This is a genomic window from Cupriavidus sp. C2SS-8b (assembly GCF_057073745.1).
Genome location: NZ_CP172717.1, coordinates 1,364,929 through 1,382,047, shown reverse-complemented (window position 1 = coordinate 1,382,047; position 17,119 = coordinate 1,364,929). Strand labels below are relative to the sequence as shown.

The 17,119-nt window shown below is 64.4% G+C and carries 14 protein-coding genes; 11 read left to right on the top strand and 3 right to left on the bottom strand.

Features of this window, described 5'->3' with window-relative positions; translation table 11 throughout:
• The first annotated feature begins 50 nt into the window (after window positions 1–50).
• From ACIGJB_RS23260 to ACIGJB_RS23230, 7 genes are all read left to right on the top strand, one after another.
• Entirely contained in the window at window positions 51–224 is a 174-nt protein-coding gene (locus ACIGJB_RS23260) for a hypothetical protein (protein ID WP_483734621.1), read from the top strand.
• Between the two features lie 13 nt (window positions 225–237).
• Window positions 238–435 carry a hypothetical protein gene (locus ACIGJB_RS23255; protein WP_483734620.1) on the top strand — a complete coding sequence of 66 codons (198 nt, stop codon included), beginning with the start codon at window positions 238–240 and terminating at the stop codon, window positions 433–435.
• A gap of 67 nt (window positions 436–502) precedes the next feature.
• Window positions 503–4,012, top strand: a complete 3,510-nt coding sequence (locus ACIGJB_RS23250) for a pyruvate carboxylase (protein ID WP_483734619.1) — start codon at window positions 503–505, stop codon at window positions 4,010–4,012.
• Between the two features lie 742 nt (window positions 4,013–4,754).
• Window positions 4,755–5,912: a porin gene (locus ACIGJB_RS23245; protein WP_483734618.1), complete on the top strand. Its 1,158-nt coding sequence runs from the start codon at window positions 4,755–4,757 to the stop codon at window positions 5,910–5,912.
• Window positions 5,913–6,219: 307 nt separating this feature from the next.
• Window positions 6,220–7,200, top strand: coding sequence for a quinone oxidoreductase family protein (locus tag ACIGJB_RS23240; RefSeq protein ID WP_483734617.1), 981 nt, complete (start codon window positions 6,220–6,222; stop codon window positions 7,198–7,200).
• A 63-nt stretch (window positions 7,201–7,263) separates the two neighbouring features.
• Window positions 7,264–8,331: a beta-keto acid cleavage family enzyme gene (locus tag ACIGJB_RS23235; protein ID WP_483734616.1), complete on the top strand. Its 1,068-nt coding sequence runs from the start codon at window positions 7,264–7,266 to the stop codon at window positions 8,329–8,331.
• Between the two features lie 56 nt (window positions 8,332–8,387).
• Window positions 8,388–9,377: a Bug family tripartite tricarboxylate transporter substrate binding protein gene (locus ACIGJB_RS23230; protein ID WP_483734615.1), complete on the top strand. Its 990-nt coding sequence runs from the start codon at window positions 8,388–8,390 to the stop codon at window positions 9,375–9,377.
• A 99-nt stretch (window positions 9,378–9,476) separates the two neighbouring features.
• Here ACIGJB_RS23230 and ACIGJB_RS23225 read toward each other — a convergent pair whose 3' ends face one another.
• Entirely contained in the window at window positions 9,477–10,469 is a 993-nt protein-coding gene (locus tag ACIGJB_RS23225) for an NADPH:quinone reductase (protein ID WP_483734614.1), read from the bottom strand.
• A gap of 53 nt (window positions 10,470–10,522) precedes the next feature.
• Window positions 10,523–11,368, bottom strand: a complete 846-nt coding sequence (locus tag ACIGJB_RS23220) for a TauD/TfdA dioxygenase family protein (protein ID WP_483734613.1) — start codon at window positions 11,366–11,368, stop codon at window positions 10,523–10,525.
• 231 nt (window positions 11,369–11,599) lie between these two features.
• Between ACIGJB_RS23220 and ACIGJB_RS23215 the strand changes: the two genes are divergently transcribed.
• Entirely contained in the window at window positions 11,600–12,643 is a 1,044-nt protein-coding gene (locus ACIGJB_RS23215) for an AraC family transcriptional regulator (RefSeq protein ID WP_483734772.1), read from the top strand.
• 31 nt (window positions 12,644–12,674) lie between these two features.
• Here the strand turns inward: ACIGJB_RS23215 and ACIGJB_RS23210 are convergent, their stop codons facing one another.
• Window positions 12,675–13,652 carry a LysR family transcriptional regulator gene (locus ACIGJB_RS23210; protein ID WP_483734612.1) on the bottom strand — a complete coding sequence of 326 codons (978 nt, stop codon included), beginning with the start codon at window positions 13,650–13,652 and terminating at the stop codon, window positions 12,675–12,677.
• 205 nt (window positions 13,653–13,857) lie between these two features.
• On the opposite strand from ACIGJB_RS23210, the gene ACIGJB_RS23205 reads away from it, so the two are divergent.
• The 3 genes from ACIGJB_RS23205 to ACIGJB_RS23195 are packed head-to-tail and all read left to right on the top strand — an operon-like array spanning window position 13,858 to window position 17,035.
• The gene (locus ACIGJB_RS23205) at window positions 13,858–14,805 is read left to right on the top strand and encodes a hydroxymethylglutaryl-CoA lyase (protein WP_483734611.1); all 948 of its coding nucleotides are present in this window, start codon (window positions 13,858–13,860) and stop codon (window positions 14,803–14,805) included.
• A gap of 17 nt (window positions 14,806–14,822) precedes the next feature.
• The gene (locus ACIGJB_RS23200) at window positions 14,823–16,004 is read left to right on the top strand and encodes a CaiB/BaiF CoA transferase family protein (RefSeq protein ID WP_483734610.1); all 1,182 of its coding nucleotides are present in this window, start codon (window positions 14,823–14,825) and stop codon (window positions 16,002–16,004) included.
• Window positions 16,005–16,045: 41 nt separating this feature from the next.
• Window positions 16,046–17,035: a tripartite tricarboxylate transporter substrate binding protein gene (locus tag ACIGJB_RS23195; protein ID WP_483734609.1), complete on the top strand. Its 990-nt coding sequence runs from the start codon at window positions 16,046–16,048 to the stop codon at window positions 17,033–17,035.
• Window positions 17,036–17,119 lie beyond the last annotated feature (84 nt).

Here is a 17,119-nt window from a genome sequence, read left to right as displayed (position 1 = left end):
CCGTCGACGAGCCATTTCAATGAATTTCATAGTTGCAATTATGAAATCCGATGATGAAATCGTCATCTCGCGTCGGCACTGCAATCCCAAATAAAAACAATGGTTTATGCATGCCGCACAGCGTTGGTGCGCTTCTTGCGATGTCGTGTACGGAATGGGGCGAAGGAAATCGCGCCCGCAAATCTCGTATTGAAACCGCCGTTGCGATGGCGGCAAGCGTTTGAGGAGGAGTGCACGGTGACGTATTACGGAAAGATCGAAGCAGGCGGGGAGCGCGAGGCCACCGCCGAGGGCCGCAAGCTGCAGGGTCAGGCACGGGGCGAAGGCGGACATCGCGCCGAGGCGCTTCCCAGGCGTTCCCATTGGGCCTGGGCCGTCGCAAAGGGACACCACGACTGGATGGATTCGCACACGCCCTTTGCTAGTCACGAATAACGCTCCCTTCGCTTTGGCCCGCCGACAGGTGGAGGCTGCGTCTTCCTAACTGCTTTCTATTCGCCCCATGAACTACACCCCAATCAAATCCCTGCTGATTGCCAACCGTTCCGAGATCGCGATCCGCGTGATGCGCGCCGCGGCCGAGATGAATATCCGCACCGTGGCGATCTATTCGAAGGAAGACCGCCTCGCGCTCCATCGCTTCAAGGCAGACGAAAGCTATCTGGTTGGCGAGGGCAAGAAGCCACTGGCAGCCTACCTCGACATTGACGACATCCTGCGCATCGCCCGGCAGGCGAAGGTGGACGCCATCCACCCGGGCTATGGCTTCCTCTCGGAGAACCCGGATTTCGCACAAGCGGTGATGGACGCCGGCATCCGCTGGATCGGCCCGTCGCCGGACGTCATGCGCAAGCTGGGGAACAAGGTGGCGGCCCGCAATGCGGCGATCGAGGCGGGCGTGCCGGTGATGCCCGCGACCGATCCGTTGCCGCATGACCTGGACGAGTGCAAGCGCCTGGCGGCCGGAATCGGCTACCCGCTGATGCTGAAGGCGAGCTGGGGTGGCGGCGGGCGCGGCATGCGCATGCTGGAGAACGAGCAGGACCTGGAGACCTTGCTGCCGGCCGCACGCCGCGAGGCGTTGGCCGCATTCGGCAACGATGAGGTCTATGTCGAGAAACTGGTGCGCAACGCGCGCCATGTGGAAGTGCAGGCGCTGGGCGATACGCACGGCAACCTGGTTCACCTGTACGAACGCGACTGCACCGTGCAGCGCCGCAACCAGAAGGTGGTCGAGCGCGCACCGGCGCCGTACCTCGACGACGCTGGCCGGGCCGAGCTGTGCGACGCGGCCATGCGCCTGATGCGCGCGGTCGGCTACACGCATGCCGGCACGATCGAATTCCTGATGGATGCCGATTCGGGCCAGTTCTATTTCATCGAAGTCAACCCGCGCATCCAGGTCGAGCACACGGTCACCGAGATGGTCACCGGGGTCGATATCGTCAAGGCGCAGATCCGCATTACCGAGGGCGGCCATATCGGCATGACGGAGAACACGCGCGATGCCGACGGCAAGATCATCGTGCGCGCGGCCGGCGTGCCGGAGCAGGCGGGCATCGCGCTGAACGGACATGCCCTGCAATGCCGGATCACGACCGAAGACCCGGAAAACGGCTTCCTGCCGGACTATGGCCGGCTCTCCGCCTATCGTAGCGCCGCGGGCTTTGGCGTCCGCCTGGACGCCGGTACGGCCTACGGCGGTGCCGTGATTACGCCTTACTACGATTCGCTGCTGGTCAAGGTCACCACCTGGGCGCCGACTGCCCCCGAGTCGATCCGGCGCATGGATCGCGCGTTGCGCGAATTCCGCATCCGCGGCGTCGCGTGCAACCTGCAGTTCCTCGAGAACGTCATCAACCATCCGGCTTTCCGCTCGGGCGAGGTCACGACGCGCTTTATCGACAAGACGCCGGAACTGCTGGCCTTCGCCAAGCGGCAGGACCGTGCGACCAAGCTGCTGCGCTATCTCGGCGATGTGTGCGTCAACGGGCATCCGGAAATCAACGGCCGCACGCTGCCGCCGCTGCCGTTGCCGAGCCCGGTGCTGCCCGCGATGGATACCACCGGCCCGCTGCCGACCGGCACGCGCGACGTCCTGCGCGAGCTCGGCGCGGAAAAGTTCTCGCAGTGGATGCTGGAGCAAAAGCGCGTGCTGCTGACCGACACGACCATGCGCGATGCGCACCAGTCGCTGTTCGCCACGCGCATGCGTACCGCGGATATGCTGCCGATCGCACCGTTCTATGCGCGCGAATTGCCGCAACTGTTCTCGATGGAGTGCTGGGGCGGCGCCACCTTTGACGTGGCGCTGCGCTTCCTGAAGGAAGACCCGTGGCAGCGCCTCGAGCAACTGCGCGAGCGCGTGCCCAACATCCTGTTCCAGATGCTGCTGCGCGGCTCGAACGCGGTCGGGTACACCAACTACGCGGACAACGTGGTGAAGTTTTTCGTCCGCCAGGCCGCCAGTTCCGGCGTGGACGTGTTCCGCGTGTTCGATTCGTTGAACTGGGTGCGAAACATGCGCGTGGCCATCGACGCCGTGGGCGAGAGCGGGGCGCTGTGCGAAGGCGCGATCTGCTACACGGGCGACATTTTCGACGGCTCGCGTCCCAAGTACGACTTGAAGTACTACGTCGGGATCGCTCGCGAGTTGCAGGCTGCCGGTGTGCACGTGCTGGGCATCAAGGACATGGCAGGCATCTGCCGTCCGCAGGCTGCGGCCGCGCTGGTGAAGGCGCTCAAGGACGAGACGGGCCTGCCGGTGCATTTCCACACGCACGATACCAGCGGTATTTCGGCAGCCTCCGCCCTTGCGGCCATCGGCGCCGGCTGTGATGCGGTCGATGGCGCGCTTGATGCCATGAGCGGGCTCACCTCGCAACCGAACCTGTCGAGCATCGCCGCGGCGCTGGCCGGCAGCGAGCGCGACCCGGGACTCGACCTGGAGCGCCTGCACGAAGCGTCGATGTACTGGGAGGGTGTGCGTCGTTACTACGCACCGTTCGAATCGGAGATCCGCGCCGGCACCGCCGATGTCTACCGCCACGAGATGCCCGGTGGCCAGTACACGAACCTGCGCGAGCAAGCCCGCTCGCTCGGCATCGAGCATCGCTGGACCGAGGTGTCGCGCGCGTATGCCGATGTCAACAAGATGTTTGGCGACATCGTGAAGGTGACGCCGACGTCCAAGGTAGTGGGCGACATGGCGCTGATGATGGTGGCCAACGACATGAGTGCCGCCGATGTCTGCGATCCGGCGAAGGAGATTGCGTTCCCCGAGTCGGTGGTGTCGCTGTTCAAGGGCGAGCTGGGCTTCCCGCCCGACGGCTTCCCCGCGGAACTCTCGCGCAAGGTTCTGCGCGGCGAACCGCCTGCGCCTTACCGCCCGGGCGACCAGATTCCGGCGGTCGATCTCGACGCGGCGCGTGCCGAGGCTGAAGCGGCGTGCGAACAGTCGCTCGACGACAAGCAGCTGGCTTCGTACCTGATGTACCCCAAGCAGGCGGTCGCCTACCATGCGCACGTGCGGACCTTTAGCGATACGTCGGTCGTGCCGACACCGGCTTTCCTGTATGGCCTGCAGCCCCAGGAAGAGGTCGCCATCGATATCGCGGCGGGCAAGACCTTGCTGGTCTCGCTGCAGGGCACGCATCCCGATGCCGAGGAGGGCAATATCAAGGTTCAGTTCGAGCTGAACGGCCAATCCCGCACGGCGCTGATCGAACAGCGCAGCGCCGCGCAAACCGGTCCGGCGCGCCAGAGCAAGAACGTCGCCGATCCCGACAATCCGCTGCATATCGCCGCGCCGATGCCGGGCTCGATTGTGACGGTAGCAGTCCAGCCGGGGCAGAAGGTCGCGGCTGGCACGACGCTGCTGGCGCTGGAGGCGATGAAGATGGAAACCCATATCGCGGCCGAGCGCGACTGCGAGATTGCCGCCGTGCATGTGAAGCAGGGCGATCGGGTGGCGGCGAAGGAGTTGCTGATCGAATTGAAAGGTATGGATTGAGGTTGGGTGATTGGCCGGCGTCCGCGCTGGTCGTTCGCCATAGGTGTTGAACTGAATAGGGCAATCTCGCGATTGCTCTATTTTTTGAGGTTCTTCGGTGAATTGTGGGGACGTCGTTCTTGGCATGCGCGGCTGTTTCGCCGGCGTAGCCGGCGAGTCACTTTCTGTCCGAGCGACAGAAAGTAACCAAAGAACGCGTTTACTTGCCCTAACGGGCGAATATTGATCGTAGCGTGCGAAGAATTTCGTACGGGTACTCGCTTCAGAGTCTGCCCGGCTGCCTGCCGCGTGGAGCGCATCCGTCTGCAGGCTCTCCGACAATGATTGAACCAGCCCCGAACCTGTCCGTGGCCCGACACTGTCACCGTTATCGCATCATCGCCTTCGGCTGCTGCGCGGCTCAGTAGTTGGCGGGCGGGACGACATCAACGACGCAGACGCTGGTGTGTCCGTTTCTTCTTTTTTCTTCTCTTCCCCCGGTTTTCACTGAGTGCGCGCAGCGCAGCCGTAGGCGTCCTAACCCGACCTTCCGGCGCGCCGCTGAATCGCCCGGCATGTCGCCTTTTTCAGACGGAATCTGGCGCCGCCGACATCCGGTTTTGCCTGATCAGGACACGGACTTTCCAATTCGCGACTTCCGGGTCGCGGCCGCGTCAGGCAACGGCGCTGTTCCGTAGGATTGCCCCGTCGTAGCGAGGAAGGCTGGACAAATCAAACAGACAAGGGCAGAGGAGACAAGGTAATGAGGAAGACGATGATCGGCCTGGCGGCGGCATGCGCCTGCGGAGCGGTGCAGGCGCAATCCAGCGTGACGTTGTATGGCGTGGTCGACGTGAACGTCGAATACGTCAACCACGTCGGAGCGGTGCCGTCGGCAAGCAATAACTTCAATCCAGGGCAGGGCGGCAAGGTGATCCGCGAGGACGCTGGCGGCTACTCGGGTTCTCGCTGGGGCCTGCGTGGCACGGAAGACCTGGGCGGGGGATTGAAGTCGATTTTCGTCCTGGAGAGTGGCTTCAATTCCGATACCGGCACCATGCAGCAGGGGGGACGGCTGTTTGGCCGCCAGGCCTTCGTTGGCGTGACTGCGCCCTATGGCCAGTTCACCTTTGGCCGGCAGTACCATTCCATGTTCTCCACGCTGGCCAACTTCGTGCCAGCGCGCTACGCCACGCAGTATGAACCCGTTGGCGTGATCGCCGGCGGCAACTTCCGCGAGGACAACACCGCGAAGTACACGGGCACGTTCGGCGGCCTGACCGTCATGGCAAACTGGTCGTTCGGCGTTGGCACGGCACTGCCGCAAGTCGTCGCGACAGTTCCGGGCGCGGGCGGCAATGGCGAGGTGCCAGGCCAGTTCCGTCGCGACTCGGCCTATGGTGCCGGCCTGAGCTACCTGTCCGGCCCGTTCGGCGTAGGGGTCGCCTATGACCAGTGGAATCCGACGATGGCGACCGGCAACGGTGCTTTCAAGAAGGCGGCGGTCATGGGCAGCTTTGCCTTCAATGACACGGCAAAGATCATGGGTGGCTACCGCTGGGGCCAGAACAAGAACCAGAACGGTACGCTGATTCTGCGCGACGACTTCTACTGGATCGGCGGTCAATACCGCTTGTCCTCCGCGCTGGACTTCACGCTCGAGTATGACTATCAGAACGTGAAGAATATCGGCGGCAACACCGGCGTGGCCAATCCGTGGCAGATCGCGCTGATCGCCGACTATTCGTTCTCGAAGCGTACTGACGTGTACCTGACTGCGGCGTACTCCAGGAATGCCGGCCTGGCCATGGAATCGGCCGCAAGCAACTATGCCACCAGCCTGACACTGAACAGCTACGCGCTGCCGAATGGCAAGACGTCGATGGTCGGCGCTGCCGTGGGCATTCGCCACATCTTCTGAATCAGCAGGGAGCAGAGCAGGGCTCCCGCAGCACATATGAGCGCCAGCGCGCTCTGCCGAGTTTCGTGGCAGGGCGCGCTGGCGCTTTTTGCTTTGGCGCCGGCAAGAGCAACAGGGTCGACATTTCCGTTCCAAGCGATGCCTGCGTACGCAGGCCCATGCGCCCGCATGTCACAAAAGGAAAAGCTCGCGACGTCATCGGCAAAGCGAAAACTTGCGCCAGGCCAGAAGATTGGTTGTCGCTTTGGCGAGCCTGAACGGCAAGCCGCAGGTGAACGGTCAAACCAGATAAAGAACAGGAGACGACATGGCGAAAGCCGTGAAATTTTACGAAACAGGCGGACCCGAGGTCCTGCGCTTCGAGAACGTCAGCGTGGGCGAGCCGGGGCCGGGGGAAGTCCGCGTGCGTCATGTGGCCGTAGGGCTGAATTTCGCCGACACCTACTTTCGCAGCGGCACTTACCAGGTGCCACTACCCAGTGGCCTTGGCAATGAAGCCTCCGGCGTGATCGAAGCCGTCGGCGCCGGTGTCACGCACCTGGCGGTCGGCGATCGCGTGACCTATACCGGCTTCACCAACACGCTGGGCGCCTACAGCACGGAGCGGATCATCGCTGCCGCACCGCTGATCAAGCTGCCGCAGTCCATCAGTTGCGAAGTCGCGGCGGCCATGACCATGCGGGGCTTGTCGGCGGCCTACCTGATGCGCCGGATCTACCCGTTCAAGGCGGGCGATGCCATCCTGCTGCATGCGGCGGCAGGCGGTGCCGGGCTGATCATTTCGCAATGGGCCAAGCTGCAGGGACTGACGGTGATCGGAACAGTTTCCACCGACGCCAAGGCCGAACTGGCGCGCGCCCATGGCTGCGACCACACCATCAATTACAGCCATGAGGACGTGGCGAAGCGCGTGCGCGAACTGACGGACGGCGTGGGCGTGAACGTGGTCTTCGACAGCGTCGGCAAGGATACCTTCATGTCCTCGCTGGACTCGCTCAAGCGCCGCGGCCTGCTGGTGTGCGTGGGCTTCGCCTCGGGCCCGGTCACGGGGTTCGATCCGGCCATCCTGGCCCGCAAGGGCTCGGCATTCCTGACGCGCCCGGGCTTGGCCGACTATATCGCCGACCCTGCCGAAAAGGCGGAACTGGTCGACGAGCTGTTCGGCCACGTGGCCGCAGGCCGCATCCGCATCGGGATCAACCAGCGCTATGCGCTGGAGGACGCCGCGCAGGCACATCGTGACCTCGAGGCCCGCAAGACTACGGGCTCTTCCATCTTCGTCATCTGACAGCACGCTGTTGTCTGTTTCGACTTTTTCAGCCTTTGCATTGCAACCCGGATATCCATCACCATGAACTTCCTTGACGGCCACCTGTATCCCGAGAACCAGCAGCCCCTGATCATCACCGCCGCGCCCTATGCGCCGGGCTGGATTCCCTCCGACTTCCCGGAGGATATCCCCGTCACGATGGAGGACCAGATCCAGAAGGCGGTGGATTGCTACGAAGCCGGTGCGCGCGTGCTGCACCTGCATGTGCGCGAAGCCGACGGCAAGGGCAGCAAGCGCCTGTCCACGTTCAACGAGCTGATCGCCGGCGTGCGCAAAGCCTGTCCGGAAATGGTCATCCAGGTGGGCGGCTCGATCAGCTTCGCTCCCGAAGAGGGCCAGGCCGCCAAATGGCTGGACGATGACACGCGCCATATGCTGGCCGAACTCGATCCGAAACCCGACCAGGTGACGGTGACCGTCAATACGGCGCAGATGAACGTGACGGAGCACGCCGGCGTCGACGACTTCAAGGGGGTATCGCGTGGCTTCCCGCACCTCTACGACACCTACAAGGACATGGTCGTGCCCTCGAACCCCAGCTGGGCCGAGGAGCATATCCGGCGCCTGACCGCCGCCGGAATCCAGAGCGAATTCCAGTGCTACAACATCAACAGCTTCGAAACGATCGAGCGGATGATTCGCCGCGGCGTCTACAAGGGGCCGCTGGTGATGAACTGGGTGGCGATCAGCGGCGGCATGGACCAAGCGAACATCTACAACCTGGCCAACATGCTCCGTGCCGTGCCGGATGGCGCCGTGCTGACGGTGGAGAGTTCGGTGCTGAATGTGCTGCCCATCAACATGATCGGCATGGCCCTGGGCCTGCACGTGCGGTGCGGCATCGAAGACGTGCTGTGGAACCAGACCCGCACGGGAAAGATGAGCACGGTCGAGCAGATCAAGCAACTGGTGCGCATCGCCGGCGAATTCGGCCGGCCTATCGCGACCGCGCAGCAGACGCGGGAAATCCTGAAGCTCGGCGTCTTCTACGACACCGTGGAAGAAACGCTTCAGGCCAACGGCTTCGCGCCCAATCGCAATGGTGGCCACCAGGGATTCCTGCGCAAGCAGGAAAACATGGCGGCCTGAGGTAAAGCGAGCGGGCCAGACCGATTGGCTACAGACCGGGTACATGGAGGATGACAATGGCATTTCGATTGAAGAAGCTGGTTGCGGCCACACTGGGCGCGGGTGCGTTGCTGACGTTGTGCGCTTCAGCGCAGGCGCAGGATGGCGCCTGGCCTTCGCGCCCGATCCAGATGATCGTGGCGTCGTCGGCAGGATCGGGAACCGATGCCCTGGCACGCGTGATGGCGCAACGCCTGTCGGTGGCCCTTAAGCAGCCGGTCGTGGTCGACAACCGGCCGGGCGCCGGTGGCGTGATTGGCACCAGCGCGGTGATCAAGGCGCCGGCTGATGGATACACGATCCTCTACACCACGGCAACGAACATGGTCATCGCCCCGGCGGTACTGAAGACCATTCCTTATGATCCGAAGAAGAGCCTGGTGCCCATTGCCGAGACGGCCGAGGGTGGCGTGATGCTGCTGGTCAACAGTGACCTTCCGGTCCACAGCCTGCCGGACCTCGTCAAGCTGCTGAAGGCCAATCCGGACAAGTACACCTACGGTACCTGGTCGGCGGGGTCTTCGGGGCAACTGATGATGGAGTGGCTCAAGAAGCAGACGGGCATGGTAACCGCTCACGTCCCGTACCGGACTTCGAATCAGCTGTTGACGGACCTTTCCGCCGGGGTGTTGACGATCGGCTGGACCGACCCCGGCGCACCCGTCCCCTTCCTTCGTTCAGGAAAGGTCCGCGCCATCGCCATTGCAGGCAACTCGCGCGCGCCCCAGTTCCCAGACGTCAAGACCATGACGGAACAGGGCTATAAGTTCGATGCCGTGGGCTGGTTCGGCATGTTCGCGCCTGCGGGAACCGATCCGGCGATCGTGAAGCGGCTGGCCGATGAAGTCAACAAGGTCCAGAAATCCCCTGAGCTCGCCACCATGATGCACACCATGAACTTCGCGCCGCCGCCCGTGAAAACCACGGTGCAGTTCGGCGACATCGTCGGCCGCGACATGCAGGTCTGGGCGAAGATCGCGGCCGATGCGGGGATCCGGCTCGATTGATCAGCCGTGCTCTGTCCGTGTCGACGTTCAGGGCTGCAGGGTGACATGGGCGGACAAGTGTCCGCCCTGTTCGCGCTTCCGCTTAACGTTGCCGTGCGACTATTCCGTATCGCACCGGACCACGACCGTGCCCAGCTTGGTGCCGGCTTCGACCGCCAGATGCGCCTTCACCGTATCGCGCAAGTCGAAGACGCTGTCTACAGCATGAATGGCGTCGGGGACGTCGTTCATCCATCGCCTCAGTCCTTCCTGGGCAATCCGGCGCATCTCGTAGGGCAATCCCGGCAGATAGAGGCCCTGCAGGCAGAGATTCTTGCGGATCAGCGTGACCAATGGAAGTTCCGGGAGCGGTGCGCCGCTGGCATACGAGATCCACTGGGCCTGATTGGCGGCGACCTCGAGGCAAAGCCTTGCATTGTCCACCGCATTGACATCGACGATGTGGTCAACGCCGTGTCCCTCGGTGGCATCCAGGATCCGCTGCGCGGCTTCAGCTGCCGTGTAGTCAACCACTACGTCAGCGCCACCGAGTCTGGCATGGGCCGCCTTGGGCCCCGCACTGGTGGTGGCAATGACATGCGCACCGCCCCACTTGGCGAGCTGCACCGCATAGTGCCCGACAGCCCCGGCACCGCCAGTCACGAGGACGAACTTGCCCCGGATCGCTCCACGCTGGAACAGGCTGACATAGGCGGTCATTGCGGGGATGCCCAGGCAGGCGCCCTGGGCGAAGTCGAGATGCGCGGGCAGCGGTGACGTCAACGCGTGCGGCAGGCAGATGTACTGGGCTGCCGTGCCAAAGGCGCGCCCGCGCTGTCCGAAATGCACCCAGACACGCGATCCCAGCAGCTTGCGATCGACGCCATCCCCGATCCTGTCGATCACGCCCGCGCCATCGCTGTTCGGAATGATGCGCGGGAATTCCATGCCGCCATGCATGCGCCCCGCACGACGGTTGGCGTCGGCCGGGTTGACGCCCGACGCGTGGAGCCGCACGCGGACTTCGCCAGGCGCGGGTTGGGGGGTGGGGAGGTCGCCGAAGATCAGTACCTCGGCCGCCGCCCCCTGTCTTTCATACCAGATCGCCTTCACGATGCGCCGGTCAAATTCAGCAGGGAAGCCGCATGGCGCTCCCCGCCAGCACATCAGTAGGGGATATCGCCGATGATGCCGGCGCGCTCCAGCTTGCGAGGTGCCGGGAAGTAGTCGTTGAGGGCGTAGTGCTGCGTGCAGCGGTTGTCCCAGATCGCAACGTCGCCTTCCTGCCAGGACCAGCGTACCTGGTACTCGGGAATGGTGGCGCGGCTGTTCAGGTATTGCAGGAGCAGCGGGCCGCCGGGCGACTTGTCGATGCCGTAGCGGACGTTTTCCGGGGTGCTGTAGTTGGTGAAGTGCGTCGTGAACGACGCGCCGACGAACAGGATCTTCTCGCCGGTTTCCGGATGGGTGCGTACCACCGGATGCTCCACCGGCGGATGGTCCTTGGCCAGTTTGGCGCGGTTCTCCGGCGTCATGACGGCACCGAAGCTGTGCTCGATGCTGGCCCTGGCGCGCAGGCCGTCGATTTTCTTCTTGATCTCCTCCGGCAGTTCCTCGTACGCCTTCACCATGTTGACCCAGATGGTGTCGCCGCCGATTTCGGGGCACTCGATACAGCGCAGCACGGCCCCCATGGCCGGGTTGGGACGCCAGAGGCCGTCGCAGTGATAGCTGTTCTCGTAGCTGTGCGGGTTGTCGCTGCGGTAGACCTTCACCAGCCCCGGGTGTTCGGGAACACTGCCGGCAACAGGGTGGTCTTCCAGTTCGCCGAAGCAGCGCGCGAAGGCCACGTGGTCAGCGCGCGTGATTTCCTGCTTGCGAAAGAACAGGACCCGGTGCTTGAGCAGCGCCGCCTTGATCTCGGCGAAGAGCGCCGGATCGCGCGCCGCGTCGCCGAGGTTGACGCCAGAAATCTCGGCCCCGATGGCGGGGGTGATTTGCCTGATCTTCATTTCCAGTCTCCTACGGTGCCGACCGCATGCAAGGGAGGCTGCATCGCGTTCGACCGGTTCTTGATTTGCACTCCCGGATGATCCGTCGTGGCGACATTTTCCGCTTGGCCTTGCACGCCGTGAACTTGGCTTTCTACGACACGCATGGCGCTCGAAGCGCACGGGTTATCGTCAATTGACAATACGTGACAGCCATTTATCATGAGCCGTCAACTTTCTGCGTGGTCCCTGATGTCGTTACTTGTCCGCGCCGCGGCCCTCACCAACTACAGCGAGGTGGCTCGTGCCGCCGGGTTGAATCCGGAGCGGATGATGATGGACGCAGGGATCAGTCCAAGCGTGCTGCACGAGCCGGACCTGATGATTCCGGTCGAGCGTTTCGGGCGCCTGCTCCAGGCATCCGCGACCCTGTCGGGCAATGAGAGTTTCGGGCTGTGCATGGCCGAATCGCGCCTGTTGTCCAATCTCGGCGCGGTGGGCATGCTGGTCCGCGACCAGGCCACGCTGCGCGACGCGCTCGGCATGTTGATGCGCTACCAGCCGATGCTCAATGGTGCGCAGTCGCTCGGGGTCGAGGAATGTGGCGAACTGGTCATCATTCGTGAAGCGCTGATCGCCGGCAACCCCAATCAGCCGACCCGCCAGCGGGTGGAACTGGCGCTTGGGGTCATGGTGCGGCTGATACGCCAGCTCCTCCGGCCGGACTGGCAGCCGCAACGCGTGTGCTTCGAGCACGCCGCGCCGGTCGATCTCAGTGCCCACCAGCGGTTTTTCGGCCCTTACGTCCAGTTCGACTGTGACTTCAACGGCATTGTCTGCGCAAAGGCCGATCTGGACGCGCGCAATCCCTGGGCCGATCCGGCCATGGTGCGCTACGCACAGCGGCTGATCGACGATTCCGGCGTGCCGCAGCAGTCAACCATGCTGGAAGACGTACGGCGCACAATTCCGCTGCTATTGCCCAGCGGGCGCTGCAGCATCGAGCAGGTGGCCGAACACATGGGCGTGGTATGCCGCACGGTCCAGCGCCGGCTGGCGGAGCAGGGCCGGAGCTTCTCGTCGATCGTCAACGACATCCGCATCGAGCTTGCGACGCGCCATGTCATCGAGAGCGATCGACCGTTGACCGAGGTGGCGACGCTGCTCGGCTTTTCCGCACCGAGTGGGTTCTCGCGCTGGTATCACACGCAGTTCGGTTGCAGCCCGAAGGAAAGCCGGGCCGCAAGCGGCGCCGCGCGCCGGCAGGCCGGGGCTTCGGGGGAGAGCAGGGCATAGCCGGGGCGCCGGCAACAGTTGTTCTCCGCCGCTAGGAGCGAGGCGGACGTTTCCCTCTGCCTCGGGCCTTTGGCGCCGGCGTCCTTGACGTGACGCCAGGCCCTTCGACTGCGGCAGCGGCCGTCTCCAGATGCGCCACGAGCAACTGCGCCGTGGGCGATAGCAGCGAGAACTGCCGGAAGCAGATGGCGAACCGGCGCCGCGCCCAACCGTCCCGCAGGGGAACCACGCGGACGTTCAACGCCGATGCGATGGGACGGGCGATCTCCGCCGGGAGAATGGCGATGCCCAGGTTGGCGCGCACGCAGCGCAGCGCGGCATCGAAGGTCGATACCACCGCGCGATAGCGGATCTGGCGATTCAGGATGGCTGCGTGGCGCGTCAGCATGGTCTGCACGGCTGTCTGCGCCGGCATGCCAACGTGGTCGTATTCCAGTGTCTGCGCGAAATCGCAAGACTCCGCCTTGGCCAGAGGGTGTGAAACCTGGACCACCGCGGCAAGGTGATCGCTGCGATAGGGCCGCGTCTCGAAACCTTCCAGATCGGCCGCATCCCAGCAGATGCCAAGCGGCGCGGACCCTTCGCGCAGCGACCGCACGATCTCCGTGCTAAGCCCCTCCTCGATGCTGACCCCGACATCCCGATGTGCCGGCATCTGCAGGAAGGCGGCAATGTCGTCCGGCAGGGACTCGGCCATGGAAGAGACCGTGGCAAGAAGACGGACCTGGCCACGTATGCCCGAACCGTAGTCCGCCATGTCGCGCGCGACCCGGTCCGCGGCCGCCAACATGGCGCGCGCGTGGGCCAGGACCATGTCTCCCGCCGCGGTGGGGATGACGCCGCGCCGCCGGCGTTCCAGCAGCGTGGCGCCTACGGTTTCCTCCAGTTGTGCCAGCCGCTTGCTGATGGCTGATGCGACGATGTTCTGCTGCTCGCCGGCACGGGCCATGTTCTGCGTCTCGCAGACGGCGACGAATAAGCGGAGGGTGGTCAGGTCGAGGTCTCGCATGGGGGGCTGCCGAGATTTTCCAAGCCGGAATCTTAATCCTGTTCCAGCGCCGAAATGGCGTATTTCCGGAATGCCCGGAGACTTTCCGTTTGGGAACGACGACGTGCACGAATGATCGCTGTTCTTTGGCTGTGGCAAGCCATAAAGTTGTTCCGTCGCCCGTGCACTGCGCGGCTCCGTCCCACGTTTCCCCAGTCCTTGTGCCATGACAGCCAACTATCCCACCCGCGCCGTGATCCGCGAAGTCGGTCTCCGTGACGGCCTCCAAAGCATCCGGACCATCCTGACAACGGAGCAGAAGAAGACCTGGATCCGCGATGCCCACGCCGCTGGCCAGCGGGAGATTGAAGTCGGTTCCTTCGTCCCGGCGCGCTTGCTGCCGCAGTTGGCCGACACCGCCGAACTGGTGGCGTTTGCCAGGGGTTTGCCTGAACTGTTCGTTTCCGTGCTGGTGCCAAACCTGCGCGGGGCCGAGAACGCCATCGCGAGCGGTGCCGACCTGCTGATCGTGCCGCTGTCCGCCAGTCATGCACACAGCGTGGCCAACCTGCGCAAGACGCCTGACGAAGTGGTCGCGGAAGTGGCACGTATCCGCGCCGCGCGCGATGCCGCCGGCTCGAAGGCCCTGATCGAAGGCGGTGTGGGTACCGCGTTCGGCTGCACGCTCCAGGGCCGGGTCGACCCGGAGGAGGTGCTACGGCTGATGCAGGCCCTGCTCGATGCCGGTGCCGACCGCGTTAGTCTTGCCGACACCGTTGGCTATGCCGATCCGGCCATGGTGAGCGAGCTGTTCTCGCGCGCCATCGCCATCGCCGGCGACCGCTTCTGGTGCGGTCATTTCCACGACACGCGCGGCCTGGGACTCGCCAACGTCTTTGCCGCGCTCCAGTCGGGCGTCACCCGCTTCGACGCTTGCCTCGCCGGCATCGGAGGCTGCCCGCATGCGCCCGGTGCCAGCGGCAACGTGGCGAGCGAAGACCTCGCCTACATGCTCGGCAGCATGGGCATCGACACTGGCATCGACATCGGCAAGCTGCTGGCCCTGCGCGAACGGGTGGCCGGCTGGCTGGCCGGCGAGACGCTGCACGGCACGCTCTGGCGTACCGGCCTGCCGAGGACATACGCCGCCGCGCCCGTTCTTGCGCCGGCCTGAAGGAGGGAGACAAAGCAATGCAACACGACATGAAGCCCGCCGTCCAGCAAGACGCCGATCATTTGCCGCTCGCCGGTGTCCGCGTGGTCGAATTCACGCACATGGTGATGGGCCCGACCTGCGGGATGATCCTGGCCGACCTCGGGGCCGAGGTCATCAAGGTCGAACCGCCCGGCGGCGACAAGACACGTAACCTCCCGGGCCTCGGCATCGGCTTCTTTCGCGCCTTCAACCGCAACAAGAAAAGCGTGGTGATCGATATCACCACGGAAGAAGGCCGTGCCGCCGCCGCCGAACTCGCCGGCCAGTGCGATGTGCTGCTGGAGAACTTCCGCCCTGGCCTGATGCAGAAGCTCGGGCTCGACTTCGCGACGTTGTCGGAGCGGTACCCGCACCTGATCTATGTCTCGCACAAGGGCTTCCTGCCGGGGCCTTACGAAAACCGCCTGGCGCTGGACGAAGTCGTGCAGATGATGGGCGGCCTGTCGTACATGACTGGCCCGCAAGGGCGGCCGCTGCGTGCCGGTACTTCAGTCAACGACATCATGGGCGGCATGTTCGGCGCCATCGGCGTGCTAGCCGCGCTGCGCGAGCGCGATGCCACCGGCAAGGGCCAGGAGATCCAGAGCGCGTTGTTCGAGAACTGCGTGTTCCTTGCTTCGCAGCACATGCAGCAGTTCGACATGACCGGCGAAGTGCCGCCGCCGATGCCGTCGCGCGTGTCGGCCTGGAGTGTGTACGACGTCTTCACCCTGGCCGGCGGCGAACAACTCTTCATTGGCGCGGTCAGCGACAAGCAGTTCGTCACGCTGTGCAAGGTACTTGGGCACCCGGAACTGGCAGCCCGACCCGAGTACGCGGACAACGCGTCGCGCGTGGCCGTGCGGCCGGGCTTGCTGGAAGAGCTGGGTGCCATCCTGCAGCACCACGCCCCTGCTGAGTTGTCGCCCAGGCTTGAAGCGGCGGGCATCCCGTACGCGCCGATCATGCGTCCAGATCAGTTGCTCGACGACCCGCACCTGACGGCCAGCGGCGGCCTGGTGCCGATGCAGGTGGACGATGGCTCCATCGCGCCGACGGTGCTGCTGCCGTTGACGATGGGCGGGCGTCGTCCCGGCGTGCGCCGGCCGCTGCCGAGGGCGGGGGAGCACAACGAGGAGGTTCTTGGGGCGCTGGGCAGTGCGGCGCCCCAACGCTGAGCAAACAGCCTTTCCGCGCGATAAAACAAAAGGAGACAACGATGTACAACACCCCCAACCGCATCCGGCGCATGGTGCTCCGCTTGCTTGCCGTGGCCGCCGCATCGGCGAGCCTGACCAGTACGTTTGCCATGGCGCAGAGCGGCAAGCCGGTGCGGCTGATCCTGCCGATCAGCGCCGGGTCCGGCGTCGACACTATCGCCCGTGCTGCGGCCCCGGCACTCGGCAAGACCCTGGGCCAGCCCGTGGTCATCGAGAACCTGCCGGGCGCGGGCGGCATCACGGGGGCATCGGCCGTGGTCAAGGCGTCCCCCGATGGCACCACGCTCGGCCTGGTCTCCAACAACCACGTGATCAATCCGAGCATCTTCAAGTCGATGCCGTTCGACGCAATCAAGGACGTGACGCCGATCAGCGTGCTGGGCGCCACGCCGCTGGTCCTGGTCGTGAATCCGAAGATTCCGGCGAAAGACGTCAAGGAGCTGGTGGCGCTGATGAAGGCGAAGCCGGACAGCTTCAACTTCGCATCGTCCGGCAACGGCACCATCATCCACCTTGCGGGGGAAATGTTCCTGAGCGAGGCCGGCGTCAAGGCACACCACGTTCCTTACAAGGGCACCGGTCCCATGATTACCGACCTGCTCGGGGGACAGGTCGACCTGGGCGTGGTCGCGCTGAACGCCGTGCAGCCCTACCTGAAGTCCGGCCAGTTGCGCGCCATCGGTCTCGGCGGCGAGGTCCGGTCGCCGGCGGCGCCCGATATCCCGACCATCGCCGAGCAGGGCCTGCCGCACTACAACGTCGAAGGCTGGTTCGCCGTGATCGGCCCCGCGGGCATGAAGCCGGCTGACGTGAAGCGCGTGCACGACGCCTTCGCCACCGCCTTTACCAGCCCGGAAGTGGTCGAAGCCATGAAGCGGCAAGCGACCAGCGTCAAGCCCGGCACGCCGGAGGAAGCGGCGAAGTACTTCCGCAGCGAAGCCGAGCGCTATGCCCGCCTCGTCAAGAAGGCGAACGTCAGCCTTGAGTAAAGGCGGCCCCTGTTCATGCCGGCGTGCGGGATTCTAAAAGGTCTTTAGACAGAATCGGCTTCGTAAAAGCAAAGCCCCGGAAGA

Bases quoted from the DNA above. Each gene is read 5' to 3' on its own strand.
- ACIGJB_RS23260 (WP_483734621.1), top strand. From the start codon at position 51: ATGATGAAATCGTCATCTCGCGTCGGCACTGCAATCCCAAATAAAAAC.
- ACIGJB_RS23250 (WP_483734619.1), top strand. From the start codon at position 503: ATGAACTACACCCCAATCAAATCCCTGCTGATTGCCAACCGTTCCGAG.
- ACIGJB_RS23245 (WP_483734618.1), top strand. From the start codon at position 4,755: ATGAGGAAGACGATGATCGGCCTGGCGGCGGCATGCGCCTGCGGAGCG.
- ACIGJB_RS23240 (WP_483734617.1), top strand. From the start codon at position 6,220: ATGGCGAAAGCCGTGAAATTTTACGAAACAGGCGGACCCGAGGTCCTG.
- ACIGJB_RS23235 (WP_483734616.1), top strand. From the start codon at position 7,264: ATGAACTTCCTTGACGGCCACCTGTATCCCGAGAACCAGCAGCCCCTG.
- ACIGJB_RS23230 (WP_483734615.1), top strand. From the start codon at position 8,388: ATGGCATTTCGATTGAAGAAGCTGGTTGCGGCCACACTGGGCGCGGGT.
- ACIGJB_RS23220 (WP_483734613.1), bottom strand. From the start codon at position 11,368: ATGAAGATCAGGCAAATCACCCCCGCCATCGGGGCCGAGATTTCTGGC.
- ACIGJB_RS23215 (WP_483734772.1), top strand. From the start codon at position 11,600: ATGTCGTTACTTGTCCGCGCCGCGGCCCTCACCAACTACAGCGAGGTG.
- ACIGJB_RS23210 (WP_483734612.1), bottom strand. From the start codon at position 13,652: ATGCGAGACCTCGACCTGACCACCCTCCGCTTATTCGTCGCCGTCTGC.
- ACIGJB_RS23205 (WP_483734611.1), top strand. From the start codon at position 13,858: ATGACAGCCAACTATCCCACCCGCGCCGTGATCCGCGAAGTCGGTCTC.
- ACIGJB_RS23200 (WP_483734610.1), top strand. From the start codon at position 14,823: ATGCAACACGACATGAAGCCCGCCGTCCAGCAAGACGCCGATCATTTG.
- ACIGJB_RS23195 (WP_483734609.1), top strand. From the start codon at position 16,046: ATGTACAACACCCCCAACCGCATCCGGCGCATGGTGCTCCGCTTGCTT.